Annotated in this window: 10 protein-coding genes; 4 read left to right on the top strand and 6 right to left on the bottom strand. The window is 70.1% G+C overall.

Annotation, left to right across the window (positions count from 1 at the left end):
- Positions 1–166: 166 nt before the first annotated feature.
- From EDD29_RS36035 to EDD29_RS36025, 3 genes are all read right to left on the bottom strand, one after another.
- Positions 167–3,322, bottom strand: a complete 3,156-nt coding sequence (locus EDD29_RS36035) for an efflux RND transporter permease subunit (protein WP_123668688.1) — start codon at positions 3,320–3,322, stop codon at positions 167–169.
- 121 nt (positions 3,323–3,443) lie between these two features.
- A complete protein-coding gene (locus EDD29_RS36030; protein WP_123668687.1) occupies positions 3,444–4,106 on the bottom strand; it encodes a response regulator in 663 nt (220 codons plus the stop codon).
- Positions 4,103–5,266: a sensor histidine kinase gene (locus tag EDD29_RS36025; RefSeq protein ID WP_148086212.1), complete on the bottom strand. Its 1,164-nt coding sequence runs from the start codon at positions 5,264–5,266 to the stop codon at positions 4,103–4,105. Before EDD29_RS36025 ends, EDD29_RS36030 begins: the two co-directional genes overlap by 4 nt.
- A gap of 263 nt (positions 5,267–5,529) precedes the next feature.
- Here EDD29_RS36025 and bdeA point away from each other — a divergent pair, with 263 nt between their 5' ends.
- Positions 5,530–6,408, top strand: a complete 879-nt coding sequence (gene bdeA, locus EDD29_RS36020; protein WP_123668685.1) for a bis(hydroxyethyl) terephthalate hydrolase — start codon at positions 5,530–5,532, stop codon at positions 6,406–6,408.
- Positions 6,409–6,556: 148 nt separating this feature from the next.
- Here bdeA and EDD29_RS45935 read toward each other — a convergent pair whose 3' ends face one another.
- Both EDD29_RS45935 and EDD29_RS36015 read right to left on the bottom strand, forming a co-directional pair.
- Positions 6,557–6,727, bottom strand: a complete 171-nt coding sequence (locus tag EDD29_RS45935; protein WP_170201711.1) for a hypothetical protein — start codon at positions 6,725–6,727, stop codon at positions 6,557–6,559.
- Positions 6,724–8,070, bottom strand: a complete 1,347-nt coding sequence (locus EDD29_RS36015; protein ID WP_211360115.1) for a glycosyltransferase family 2 protein — start codon at positions 8,068–8,070, stop codon at positions 6,724–6,726. The genes EDD29_RS45935 and EDD29_RS36015 overlap by 4 nt, the downstream gene beginning before the upstream one ends.
- A gap of 268 nt (positions 8,071–8,338) precedes the next feature.
- Here EDD29_RS36015 and EDD29_RS36010 point away from each other — a divergent pair, with 268 nt between their 5' ends.
- The 3 genes from EDD29_RS36010 (at position 8,339) to EDD29_RS36000 (ending at position 10,686) form a co-directional block, all read left to right on the top strand.
- Positions 8,339–9,244 (top strand): glycoside hydrolase family 16 protein, encoded by a 906-nt coding sequence (locus EDD29_RS36010; protein ID WP_123668684.1) that lies wholly within the window; start codon positions 8,339–8,341, stop codon positions 9,242–9,244.
- Between the two features lie 508 nt (positions 9,245–9,752).
- Positions 9,753–10,349, top strand: coding sequence for a restriction endonuclease (locus EDD29_RS36005; RefSeq protein WP_123668683.1), 597 nt, complete (start codon positions 9,753–9,755; stop codon positions 10,347–10,349).
- A gap of 97 nt (positions 10,350–10,446) precedes the next feature.
- Positions 10,447–10,686, top strand: coding sequence for an EF-hand domain-containing protein (locus tag EDD29_RS36000; protein WP_123668682.1), 240 nt, complete (start codon positions 10,447–10,449; stop codon positions 10,684–10,686).
- 1 nt (position 10,687) lies between these two features.
- Here EDD29_RS36000 and EDD29_RS35995 read toward each other — a convergent pair whose 3' ends face one another.
- On the bottom strand, positions 10,688–12,499 hold the full coding sequence (locus tag EDD29_RS35995) for an ABC transporter ATP-binding protein (RefSeq protein WP_123668681.1): 1,812 nt from the start codon (positions 12,497–12,499) through the stop codon (positions 10,688–10,690).
- Positions 12,500–13,079: the final 580 nt, after the last annotated feature.

Raw genomic sequence — 13,079 nt, 5'->3', positions numbered from 1 at the left:
TTCTGTCGCCCCCGGCCCCCCTTTCCCGGGTTCCGGCCATACTGGACATCTGCCAGAAAGGGACGGAAGCGGACGCCCTTCGCCTGACGGGTAAGGGAATCTCCGGGAACGGGTGCGGCCCCCGTCCCGGGAAGGGACAGGGGCCGCGGGGAAGGGCGGGAAGGGGCTAGGACACCGGCGTGAGCTCGGCGGCCTCGTCCTCGTCGCGCTCGGCCGGAGGCTCGGCCGCGGCGCCCTTCTTCTTGGCGTGCTTGGCCTCGCGCCGCCCCTCGACCATCGTGTAGAGGGTCGGGATCAGCACCAGGGTCAGCAGCGTCGAGCTGAGCAGGCCGCCGATGACCACGATCGCCAGCGGCTTGGAGATGAACCCGCCGTGGCCGGTGATCCCCAGCGCCATCGGGATCAGCGCGAAGATCGTCGCCAGGGCCGTCATCAGGATCGGCCGCAGGCGGCGCCGACCGCCCTCGAACACCGCCTCGTGCAGCGGCATGCCCTGCTCGCGGTAGGTGTTGATGAGGTCCACCAGCACGATCGCGTTGGTGATGACGATGCCGATCAGCATCAGCATGCCGATCATCGCGGCGACGTCCAGCGGCGTGCCGGTGATGAGCAGCAGCAGGATCGCGCCGGTCGCGGCGAACGGGATGGAGACCAGCAGCACCAGGGTCTGGCGGATGCTGCCGAACACGGCGACCAGGATCAGGAAGACGATCAGGATCGCCGCGAGCATCGCCAGGCCGAGCTGGCCGAACGCGTCGCCCTGGTCGGAGAGGACACCGGCGAGGGTGTAGGTCGCGCCCTCGGGCGGGTCGGTCTCGTCCAGCACCTTCTGGACCGCGGCGCTCGCCTTGGTGAGGTCCTCGGCCACCGGGGTCGCCGAGACCGTGACGGTGCGCTCCCCGTCGAGGCGGCTGCGCTCGACCGAGCCGGCCACCTCCTTCACGTCGGCGATGTCGGAGAGCTTCACCAGGCCGGCCGCCGTCGGGACCCGCAGGTTGCGGACGTCGGCCAGGGAGGCCGGCTTCTCGGTGCTGCTCTTGACCACGACGTCGGTCTCGGCGCCCTCGACGTTGACCGTGGAGACGGTCGAGCCCTGGATCGCCTGGGCGACGATCTGGGAGATGGCGACCTCGGACAGGCCGGCCTTCGCCGCGCGGACGTCGTTGGCGCGGATGGTGATCTGCGGCGCGCTCTCCGAGAGGTCGGTGGTGACCTCCTTGAGCTCCGGCAGCTTCGCCAGCGCGTCGCGCATCTTCTCCGCGCCGGCCTTCAGCGTCGCGTCGTCGGTGGCCTTGACCTGGATCTCGATGGCGTTGCTGGCGCCGACGCCGGTGTCCGCGGCGACGCTCAGCTCGCCGGCGCCCTGGAGCGCCTTGAGCTTCTCGTCCAGCTCGTCCTGGACCGCCTCGGCGTCGGCGCCGTCGGCCAGCGCGACGGTGAGGCCCGCGGTGTTGCCCGCGCCGCCGCCGAACATGCCGCCGCTGCCCTCGCCGACGGTGACCTGGTAGGACTCGACGCCCTTGGTGCCCTTGACCGCCGCCTCGACCTTCTGGGCCGCGGTGTTCGTGGTCGCGAGGTCGGTGCCGACGGGGAGGGTCTGGGTGACGCGCAGCGAGGCGACCTCGCCCGAGCCGATGAAGCTGCTCTTCAGCAGACCCGCCATGCCGAAGGTGGCGATGAGGATCACCAGGGAGAGCGCCAGGACGGTCTTCCGCCTGGTGATGGCCCACCCGATGATCGGGACGTAGTAGCGCTGGAGCGGACCCTGCCGCTCCTCCTCCTCGATCTTGGCGCGGAACGCCTCGACGTCGCCGCCGGTGTCGGGGATCTTGAGGAACCAGAAGGCGAGCACCGGGACGATCGTCAGCGAGACGACCAGGGAGGCGATCATCGCGACGGCCACGGTGATGGAGAACGGCCGGAACAGCTCGCCGATGAAGCCGCCGACCACGGCGATGGGCAGGAACACCGCGACCGTGGTGGCGGTGGAGGAGGTGACGGCGCCCGCCACTTCCTTGACCGCGCCGATGATGGCGGTGCGCTTCTCCTCGCCGTAGCCGAGGTGGCGCTTGATGTTCTCCAGGACGACGATCGAGTCGTCCACCACTCGTCCGACGGCCATGGTGAGCGCGCCGAGGGTGAGCATGTTGAGCGAGTAGTCGGCGAACTTCAGCGTGATCAGCGCGACGAGCAGCGACAGCGGGATCGAGATCGCGGTGACCAGGGTGGAGCGGCCGGAGCGCAGGAAGACCACGATCACGAGCACGGCCATGAGGAGGCCGAGCAGGCCCTCCTCGACCAGGCCGCGGACGGAGGAGGCGACCTGTGGTCCGTTGTCGGAGATGACCGTGAGCTCGGCCCCGTCGCCGAGCGCCTTCTCCAGGTCGGGCAGCTTCTCCTGGACGGCGTCGGACACCGTGGTGGCGCTGCCGTCGTGGTCCAGGGTGATCGAGACGCCCAGGCTGTCCTGGCCGTTGGTGCGGGTCAGCGAGGTCGGCTCGCTGTCGGCGAGGGTGACGTCGGCGATCGCCGACAGCCGGACCGGGCCGGAGGACGCGCCCGGCGCGGTGGCGCCGGCGGGCGCGGACGGGGTGATCCAGAGATCCTGGATGTCCTTGACCGAGGTGATCGGGCCGCCGGTCTGCACGCTGAGGTTCTTGCCGTCCGCGGCGATCGAGCCGCTCGGCACGGTCATGCCCGCGGTGCTCAGGGCGCCGGTGATGGAGGTGACGTTCAGACCGCGCGCGGCCATGGCCGCGGCGTCCGGGACGATCTGCACGAGCTTCTCGCGCTCACCGCTGACGGTGACCTCGTTGACTCCGTCGATGGACTGGAGCTCCGGGACGACCGAGCGCTGGAGCCGGTCGGCGAGATCCTGCGCGTTCGCGCCGCCGGTGGCCGCCAGCGTGACGGTCGGGATGTCGCCGAGGGAGCCGGTCCGCACCTCGGGGTCGACCGACTCGGGCAGCTGCGACAGCCGGTTGATCGCCTGCTGCACCTCGCTGACCCTGGCGTCGGTGTCCGTGCCGAACTCGTACATCATGATGACCACGCCGACGGACTGGCGCGACGTCGACGACATCGTGTCCAGGCCCTCGGAGCCCTTGGCCACGTTCTCGATCGGCTTGATGATCTGTTCCTCGATGACCTCGGGGGAGGCGCCGGGGTAGACGGCCGTGATCGAGACCACCGGAAGGCTCAGGTTCGGCAGCAGCTGCTGCTTGAGGGTCGGGATCGCGTACGCGCCCACCGCGAGCACCGCGAGCGTGATCAGCATGATCAGCTTGCGATGCTTGAGGCTGATTCTGGACAACCAGGACACGGGGGATAGCTCGTTTCACAGGAGTTCGGACAGGACGCTATTCACTTTGCCGCCGAGGGGGCGGCTCCCGAATCGGAGCACGGCGGGTATTCCGACTACCGCGACCGCGGTATGCGGAGAGTCACCTCTCGCCCGGACGGACGAGTCCGGTCTCGTAGGCGATCACCACGAGTTGGGCCCGATCGCTGACGCCGAGCTTTGACATGGTGCGGTTGATGTGCGTCTTTACCGTATGCGGGCTCAAGTGGAGTCTGAGCGAGATGTCGTCGTTGGAGAGGCCCCACGCGACGAGCGACAGCACCTCGCGCTCACGCGGAGTGAGCTCCGCAAGCCGCTCCTGCCCGTATTCGGAGGGCTGCGCCGGGCTCTCGCGGAAGTGCGCGATGAGCGCCTTGGTGGCCGCGGGGGAGAGCAAGGACTCACCCGCGGCGACGGTCCGGATGCCGTTCAGGAGGTCGACGGGCTCCACGCCCTTGCCGAGGAAACCGCTCGCGCCCGCGCGCAGCGCCTCGAAGACGTACTCGTCGAGCTCGAAGGTGGTGAGGATGAGGACCTTGCACTCCGGGATCGCCTCTTTGAGCTTGCGGGTCGCCTCGAGGCCGTCCATGCCGGGCATCCGGATGTCCATGATCACCAGATCGGCGCGCGCCTCGACGGCGAGGGCGACGGCCTCGCCGCCCTCGGACGCCTCGCCGACCACCTCCATGCCCGGCTCGCGGCTCAGCAGGTACCGCAGCGTGCCGCGGAGGAGCGCCTGGTCGTCGGCCAGCACCACCTTGATCATCGCACCCCCAAAGGAAGCTCCGCATCCACCTTGAAACCTCCGCCGCCGACCGGACCGACCGTGATCGACCCGCCCACCGCCGCGGTGCGCTCGCGCATGCCCAGCAGGCCGCGCCCGACGCCGTCGCCCGGAGGCTCGTCCCCCGGGCCGTCGTCCTCCACGGTGATCCGCAGCGCGTTCGGCGCGTACCGGAGGCGGACCTTCGCCTCGGCGGCGCGCGAGTGCTTGCGGACGTTGGTGAGCGCCTCCTGGACGATCCGGTAGCCCGACACGTTCACCGCCGACGGTAGCTGCCGCGGCTCGCCCTCAGTCGAGATGTCCACAGCCAATCCTGCCCGTCTGAACGATTTGACCAGATCGTCGAGGCGATCGATTCCGGGGACGGGCGCTCGCGGAGTGTCGGACTCGTCCTCTCCGCTCCCGAGAAGCCCCACTATCGCGCGCAGCTCCGTCAGCGCCTCGCGCGAGTCGTCCTTGATGTGGGCGAGGACCTCGGCGGCGTGGCCGGACGCCTCGTTCAGATGGAGGGTGACCGCCGCCTGGGCGTTGATCAGCGTGAGCTGGTGGGCGACCACGTCGTGCAGCTCGCGGGCGATGCGCATGCGCTCCTCGGCGACGCGGCGGGCGGCGACCTCGTCGCGGGTGCGCTCGGCCCGCGCCGCCCGCTCCACCAGGGCCGCGACATAGGCGCGCCGGTTGCGGATGGCGTCGCCGAGCGCGACCGCGAGCCCCGCGCCGGTGAAGACGCCGAGGAACTCCGTCTCCCAGTCCCAGTGGCTCGCGACGGCGATCAGCAGGATCGTCCACGTGGCCGCCGTGGCGCCCGCGAGCCAGCCGCGCAGCCTGTCGGTGCGCAGGGCGACCCCGTAGATCGCGACCTGGACGGGGAGCACGACCATCTCGCCGCCGGGCAGCAGCTGGTGCAGGGTGGTGACGGCCATCACCGCGCCGAGGACGCCGATCGGCCACCGGTCACGGAGCGCGAGGGGCAGCGCGGCCAGCACCGCGAGGACGTAGTTGACGGGCAGGAGATCGCGGGGCCGCCCGTGCGGATCGATCCGCAGCATTGCCAGCGACAGGCCGCAGATCGCGACGCACATCACCGCGCTGAACAGCGCCGGGTGCCCACTCCACCAGCGCCTCCACCCGAGCGATCTCACCCGACTACGGTAAGCGAGCTTTGTCGTAAAAATCGCCTAAATCCGACAATGGGGATGGTCATCACGAGGGGCCCTGAGGCGGATTGCGGACGGCGGACGGGACGGGCCGCCCCGTCCGAAGCCGTTTTCGGACCGCTCCAGTGCGGGCTCCCCGGTGGCAGGTCGTTTCGCCGATGCCCGCCGGGCTCCGGCGGCGGAGACTGCGAGGCGAGCGCCCGCGGTACCCACCGCCCCCGCATGCCGCGGGCACGAGAGGAGCCCCCATGTTCGGCAAGAGCCTGGACACCCTGCGCCTGCTGCCGGCCGCCGTGGCCGTCGCGGCGGTCGCCGCGTTCGCCTCCGCCCCCGCGCAGGCCGCGGCCAACCCCTACGAGAGGGGCCCCGCCCCCACCAACTCCAGCATCGAGGCCCTGCGCGGCTCGTACTCGACCTCGCAGACCTCGGTGTCGAGCCTGGGCGTGACCGGCTTCGGCGGCGGCACGATCTACTACCCGACCTCCACCAGCGACGGGACCTTCGGTGCCGTCGTGATCGCGCCCGGCTACACCGCCTACCAGTCGAGCATGTCCTGGCTCGGCGCGCGCCTCGCCTCCCAGGGCTTCGTGATCTTCACGATCGACACCAACACCACCCTCGACCAGCCCGCCAGCCGCGGCGACCAGATGCTCGCCGCGCTGGACTACCTGACCCAGCGCAGCTCCGTCCGGACCCGCATCGACGCCTCCCGGCTCGCCGTCATGGGCCACTCCATGGGCGGAGGCGGCGTCCTGGAAGCGATCAAGGACAGGCCGTCGCTCAAGGCCGGCATCCCGCTGACCCCGTGGAACCTCACCAAGAGCTGGAGCGGCAACCGCGTCCCGACGTTCATCGTGGGCGCCGAGAGCGACACCGTCGCCCCCGTCGCGAGCCACTCCGAGCCCTTCTACACCAGTCTCCCGAGCACCCCCGACAAGGCGTACCTGGAGCTGAACAACGCGTCCCACTTCGCCCCGAACAGCGCCAACACCACCATCGCCAAGTACTCGATCTCCTGGTTGAAGCGCTTCGTCGACAACGACACCCGCTTCGAGCAGTTCCTCTGCCCCGGCCCGTCCGCCGGCGGGGACGTGGAGGAGTTCCGCAGCACCTGCCCGAACGGCTGACGGCCCCGCGGGAACGGGAACGGCCCCACCTGGCTTCCAGGTGGGGCCGTTCTGGTCTGTGTGGCCCGTGTTGCCGCTGTACTGCTGTGCCCGTTCCATCGCACCGATTCCGGGCCTGCCCGATTTCGGCCCCGGTGCCTGCGCGGCTCTAGGAGCTGCGCTTCGGGAGGATCCGCTTCAGGGCGAGGCAGGCCGACACCAGGGTGAAGGTCGCCAGGCCGATCCAGACGGCCTGGAGGCCGACGAAAGGCGCTGAGGCCGCGGCGCCACCGGCGCCGGCGGCGAGGCTGCCCATGGGGGCGTTGTTGTACATCGTCACCACTTTCTCTCTTTACCGATTGCTGCTTCCCAGAACGCTTTCGCCTGGGCGACCTGTAGAAAGACGTCGAAGATCATTTCGATCCAGATGGTGGCGGCTATCGCCATCTGCACGGCGCCCCGCTGCCGTACCGAGACGATCCGCTCGACCATGAAGATCACCGTCACGCCCAGCCAGAGCGGGTGGAAATGGAACTCTCCGACGACCGCCGAGTACGCCAGCGTGGCCAGGTAGGTCATGATCACGATGATGCCGAGCAGGGAGAGCGCCTGGCGCCCCCAATAGGTGCGGGTGATCGGCGTCCAGCCGTAGTCGACCAGGTTCTCCAGCGCGCCGCGCTTCCAGCGCAGGCGCTGCCGGAACAGGTCGCCCCAGGTGAACATCACCTCGGTCGTCAGGGTGCACTCCGGAGGGCACAGGATGCGGAAGTCCCGGTGCAGGATCCCCAGGGTGAGCTCGTTGTCCTCGGTGAGGACGCGGACGTCGTAGACCGTGGGGAGGCCCGGCAGCTCTCCTGCGCGCCGCGCCTCCACGACCTCGTGCAGGACGCCCGCCCTGAACAGGGTGGCGGTCCCGGTGAGGACGAGGGCCTGCCCGTCGAGGCGCCTCACGTCGCGGGCGTAGCGCGCGTACTCATTGCGCTGGAACATCCCGACGAGGCCGCCGCCGGGTTTGCCGGTGAACGTTCCGCCGACCGCCGCGTAGTCGCCGGACGCGAGGTACTCGACGCCGTAGTGGATGAATCCGGCGTCCAAGGACGAGTCCGCATCCATTACCATGATCACGTCGTGGTCGTCGCACACGTCGAGGAGGCGGTCGAGAACCTGGTTGAGCGCCCCGGCCTTCTTGTGCTTGTTCCCCGCGGTCTCGACGATCTCCGCGCCGAGCAGGTGCGCGAGCGCGGCGGTCTTGTCGGTGCAGTTGTCCGCGATGACCACGATGTGGTCCGGCGGGCGCATCTGGCCGCGCAGGGAGGCGATGGTCTCGGTGATCTGCTTGACCTCGTTGTGCGCCGGGATGAGCACCGTCACCCGCAGCGCCGAGGGATCCATGCGCGGTAGGTCGCGCTTGCCGTCGCCGGAGTACTTGCGGTTCCGTTTGCGCGCGGCGGTCTTGGGCGCCGCCCCGTCGGCCGGCTTGGCCGGGCGGGTGGTCACCTGGCGGCCGGGCACCGGCCGTGCGACCGGCACGTCGGCCGGAGGGGGAGTGGGGACGCCCGGCATGGGGCGCCGGGGCGCGCGATGCGGCGGGGCGACCTGCGGCGCGGTGCGCAGCGCGGGCGGCGTATGGGCGCGCGCGGGTACGGAGCGGAGTGGGATGAACCCTTCCGAACGGGTCTTCAACGGATCGTCGTCGAACCGGCGTTCGATGCCGGGAACCCAGGTCTCAACGGGATGGGGGGAGGGGGCACCCCACGGTGGCTGCTCGTCCGCGGCCATCTCGGCTCACTCTCCACATCGTGCCACATCGGCACCGATAGCCTCTGTGTGGAATTATCGTACAGAGGCGTATCCGACCGCGTTTGTCGGTATAACCATCTGTTCACGGTCATGTCACGGATCATGAAGGCGGCCGCACCAAGATCGGCGCCCTACCCCGGGGGAACCCTTGTTGAAGCGTCTGCGCGGCCTGGGGATGGTCGTCCTCGTGCTGGTCTGCTTCGCCGTCGCCCTGGTCGTCAACCTCGGTCCGCCCCAATGGCTCAGGGACGTGTGGGAGGATCCCGCGCCCGTCGCGGCGCCGGAGACCGCGGGTCCCGTCCTCGGCCCCGGCGACCTCGTCGACGCGGAGACGCCGGAGGGGATGCACCTCACGTGGCGCGAGGAGTTCACCGGACGGCGCGGCGCGAAGCCGGACCCGGCGCGGTGGAACATCGAGACCACCACCCCCGACACCGGTGAGCTCGAGCGCAACACCCGGAAGAACGTCGCCCTCGACGGCAAGGGCAGGCTCGTGATCACCGCGAGGTCCGGCGCGCAGGGCTACACCTCGGCCCGCATCACGACCGAGGGCAAGTTCGCGCCTACCTACGGCCGCGTCACCGTGCGGATGAAGTCGCCCGACGGGAAGGGCCTGTGGCCCGCCTTCTGGCTGCTCGGCGCCGACCACATGACGAACCCGTGGCCCGCCTCCGGCGAGATCGACGTCATGGAGCGCCGCGGCGACCTCACCGACCGCTACTACTCGACGGTGCAGGGCCCCGGCTACTCCGGTGTGGGCATCAGCAAGCAGTACGCGCCAGGTCGCAAGGTCGCCTTCTCGAGCCGCTTCCACGTCTTCGGCGTCGACTGGACCCCCACCGCCCTCACCTTCATGATCGACGGCAAGGCCGTCCACACCGTCGACAAGGCCTCGGTCCCGGGTGAGTGGGTCTTCGACCATCCCTTCTTCCTCGTGCTCAATCTCGCGGTAGGCGGCCCCTTCCCTGGTGAACCCACCGAAGCCACCCCCTTCCCCGCCAAAATGGTCGTCGACTACATCCGCGCCTACTCCTTCGACATCGACCCCGCGACCTGACCTTCGGGCGGGCTCCGGCGGGGTGCGGCGCGGAACCAACATGTAACGTGCGTCACAATCTGGCCATCGGTTGGGCCCTACAGGTCGGTTGACCCGGGTCGGGGGTGTCTTTACCGTCGGTTATCTAGAACATGTTTCACTCAGGTCGCCCGGTTGCGCAAAGAGCACTTCCCGGCCCCTGTTTCGGCGCATTTTCTGTTGCGGTGCCGACGAATGCTCGGTGTCGATGCCGCCCACCCGATGAGGGCGGAACGGCGCCGTAGGGTTCCCGCCATCCTGGCGGGAACCCGTTCCGTATTTCGGGCCGGTCAGGGCGATGGACCGACGGTCTTCCGCGTGGAAGTTTTTCCGGGAAGCGTGGGTGTTTCTCCAGATTGCCGTACTTGCGGATGCTTCACTCTGACTCGGTGTGAAATGGAGTTTCCCGAGCGTGAGGAGGGGCCATGCCCGGTGTTGGCGCGTGAGCGGTCCCGGCCGTCGGCGTGCCGGGAGGACCACCGGCTTCCGGTTGCGACGGCCCGCGAGCGCCGGCGAGTGGGCGGTCGCGGTGGGCGGCGCGGCGCTGGGCGGGGCGGTGGTGGCGGCCCTCTTCTTCGGCCTCGCCGAGGCCCTGATGCGGCACCCGTCCGGGATGGTCGTGGTGGTGCTCCTCGCGGTGAGCGCCGTCCTGTACTGCGCGGAGCGGCTCACCGCGGCGTGGACGGAGCAGGAGGCCGACGCCGCGCTCGTCGACCTCGACGGACTCGACCACGCGGCCCTCACCCTCGCCGTACGCGACCTCATGCGCCGTGACGGGTGCACCGCCGAGGCCGCGGCCCACGGGCTGTTCGCGCAGACGCCCGAAGGAGTCCGTCTCCACGTCCGGGTGGAAGGCACCCGCTCGAACGGCGGCGTAGACGCCTACGCCGTCTTCGCCGCCCGAGACGCCGCGATCCCCGGCCGCCGAAGCGCCCTGGTCGTCACCAACGGCTCCTACACCCCCCAGGCCCGCACCCAGGCCGCCACCCTCGGCGTCCACCTGATGGACCGCACCCTTCTGCACCGCTGGTCCACCGAAGGCAGACCCCTCACCACCCTTCTCCCCCTACCCCACCCCCACCCCTAGCCCGCAGGGCCGGTCTCCGGGGGCGCCATGCCTCCTCCTGAAGGAGGTTGCCGGGGTGGTTACGATCGGGGGCTGGGAACCATGGGGAGGGAGAGACATGTCTGAGCGGTATGTCGCGGTGTTCGCGCGGTACGACACCGATGGGGACGGGCAGCTCACGGTGGACGAGGTGACGGCGGCGATCGCCGGGATGTTCCCGGCGGCGGAGGTCGCCGATCTTTCGGGGATCGTGAAGGCGCTGTTCGCCGAGTACGACGTGGACCATGACGGGCTGCTGTCGGTGGAGGAGTTCGTGCCGCTGGCGGCGAACCTCCCGGAGCTGGGCGCGGAGGACTGACTCAGGACGACGTCGCGGCGATGTCGTCGGGCTCCGGTTCCGGCTCGGCGAGGAAACCGCCGGACTGGTGGTGCCACAGCCGGGCGTAGGGGCCCCGCGCGGCGAGCAGTTCGCGGTGCGAGCCCTGCTCGATGATCGTGCCGCGGTCGAGGACCACGAGCTGGTCCATCTTGACGACGGTGCTCAGCCGGTGGGCGACGACGAGGGCCGTCCGGTTCCGCATGAGCCGCCACAGGGCGTCCTGGACGAGGGCCTCGCTCTCGGAGTCCAGGGCGCTCGTCGCCTCGTCGAGGAGCAGGACGGGGGAGTCCCGCAGGATGGCGCGGGCGAGCGCCACCCGCTGGCGCTGGCCGCCCGACAGCTTCACGCCGCGCTCGCCGACCAGTGTGTCCCATCCGGAGGGCAGGAGGTCGGTGAACTCGGTGACGTGCGCGGCTCGCGCGGCCCGCAGGATCTCGGCCTCGGTGGCGCCGGGCCGGGCGAAGGCGATGTTGTCCCTGACCGACCTGTGGAACATCACGGGCTCCTGCGGAACGTAGGCGATCATCTCGCGCAGGTCGCGCTGCCGGATCCGCGCGATGTCCTGGCCGCCGATGAGGATCCGGCCGCCTTCGACGTCCATGAGGCGGAGAAGCAGGCGCGTGATGGTGGTCTTGCCGCCGCCGGAGCGGCCGACGAGCCCGATCTTCGCGCCGCCGGCGATGTCCAGGTCGAGCCCGTCGAAGAGGGGGGCCGCGCCGCCGTGCGCGAACCTGACCCGTTCGAAGCGGACCGCGGCGTCGGCGGGCCGCGGCGGCTCGGCGTCGGCGGCGTCGACGACGGTCGGGGGCGCCAGCAGCAGCTCGGTGAACTGGGCGGCCTCGGTGAGGGTGCTCTCCAGGCGCCGGTACACCTGGTTGAACTCGAACATGATGCGGATCGCGTTGGAGTAGTACGCGAACGTCACGACGATCGCCTCCGCGCCGAGCCCGCCGCGCAGCGCGACCGCGAGCAGCAGCCCGACCGCGCTGGTGAGGACCGACATCGGCGCGACGACCATGTCGACGCGGAGGTTGCCGTAGTCCCAGGACCGGAGGGCGAGCCGCTGCTGTTCGGCGAGCCCCTTGCGGTACGCGGCGGCCTCCCGCTCTTCGGCCGCGAAGGCCCGGACGGTCTCCATGTTCGTCAGGATGTCGGCGACATGTCCGGACACCCTGGCTTTCGCCGCTTCGCGGGCGTCCACCAGCCGCTGCCGGCGCCGGATGAACGGCGTCGCCAGCAGCGCGGTGACGGTGATGAGGCCCAGGAGCACCAGCACGAGCAGCGGGTCGTAGTGCCACAGCACGACCGACGCGAACACGACGGGGATGACGCTCGCCATGATCGAGAAGGTGAGCGTGTCGGCGAAGTCCTCGAACCCGCCGGAGAACGATAGGACGCGCTTGGTGAGCGACCCGGCGAAGGCGTCCTGGAAGAACGCCGCGTCCTTGGCGAGCAGTTCGTCCATGCCCTGCGCGCCGAGGCTTTCGATGCCCCGGGAGTCGGTGCGGTTGAGGAAGTGCATCCCGCCCCGCCAGCACGCCTCCCCGGCGAGCAGGGTCCCGCCGAAGCCGAGCACGTACGGCAGCAACTCGCGGACCGGCACCTCGCCGCCCTCGGCGAGCCGCCCGACGAGCGCCGCCACGAACAGCGGCGCCAGGTAGTACAGGCACACGTTCCCCGCCGCGGGCAGTGTCAGCGTCGGTACCGCGGTCCTCCACTGCCGCCGCAACTCCCCGAGGTAGCGCCGCAGCACCAGCATGACCGCGGCCTTCCCCGCTCCTTCCCCCGTCATCCGCCCTCCCCAGAGCAGCCGAAAAGCTCAATGCTGCCCCGCCCCCACCACCCGGGTCGAATCCTTTTCCCGCCACATCCCCGTCATCCCCGGTCCCGCCACCCTGCCCACCGCCCGCACCCCCTTTCCGGACACCCCATTCCAACAACCCGAAAAGCCACCCGCAACCGCCCCTCGCCCCCAATTTCCCAACATTCCCCCCGTGGTCGAAAAGCAAGAATCGATCGCCGATATCACCATCCATTCACCGCGCCCCGCACAACGAGAACGTGTTCTCGCTACCGGCCCGTCGACGCCTGCCGGAGCCGTACCCGTCGACCCCCGGCCACTCCTCGTCGTCGGCATCGCGCTGTTCTTCCGCACGCTCGCCCTGCGCAGGTTCGCGGTGCGCCGTGGTCCGACCCGCGTCTGCGCGGATTCGTGTCTGCGCGGATTCGTGTCTGCGGCGGACCGCCGTGCTTGCGGTAGATCCGCGTCTGCGGTGGACCTGCGTCTGCGCGGATCCGTGTCTGCGTCGGACCCGTGCTTGCGGTGGACCTGCGTCTGCGCGGATCCGTGTCTGCGTCGGACCCGTGCTTGC

The organism is Actinocorallia herbida, assembly GCF_003751225.1.
GTDB lineage: Bacteria > Actinomycetota > Actinomycetes > Streptosporangiales > Streptosporangiaceae > Actinocorallia > Actinocorallia herbida.
This window is presented reverse-complemented; position numbering and strand designations above follow the sequence as displayed.

Bases quoted from the DNA above. Each gene is read 5' to 3' on its own strand.
- EDD29_RS36030 (WP_123668687.1), bottom strand. From the start codon at position 4,106: ATGATCAAGGTGGTGCTGGCCGACGACCAGGCGCTCCTCCGCGGCACG.
- bdeA (WP_123668685.1), top strand. From the start codon at position 5,530: ATGTTCGGCAAGAGCCTGGACACCCTGCGCCTGCTGCCGGCCGCCGTG.
- EDD29_RS36000 (WP_123668682.1), top strand. From the start codon at position 10,447: ATGTCTGAGCGGTATGTCGCGGTGTTCGCGCGGTACGACACCGATGGG.
- EDD29_RS35995 (WP_123668681.1), bottom strand. From the start codon at position 12,499: ATGACGGGGGAAGGAGCGGGGAAGGCCGCGGTCATGCTGGTGCTGCGG.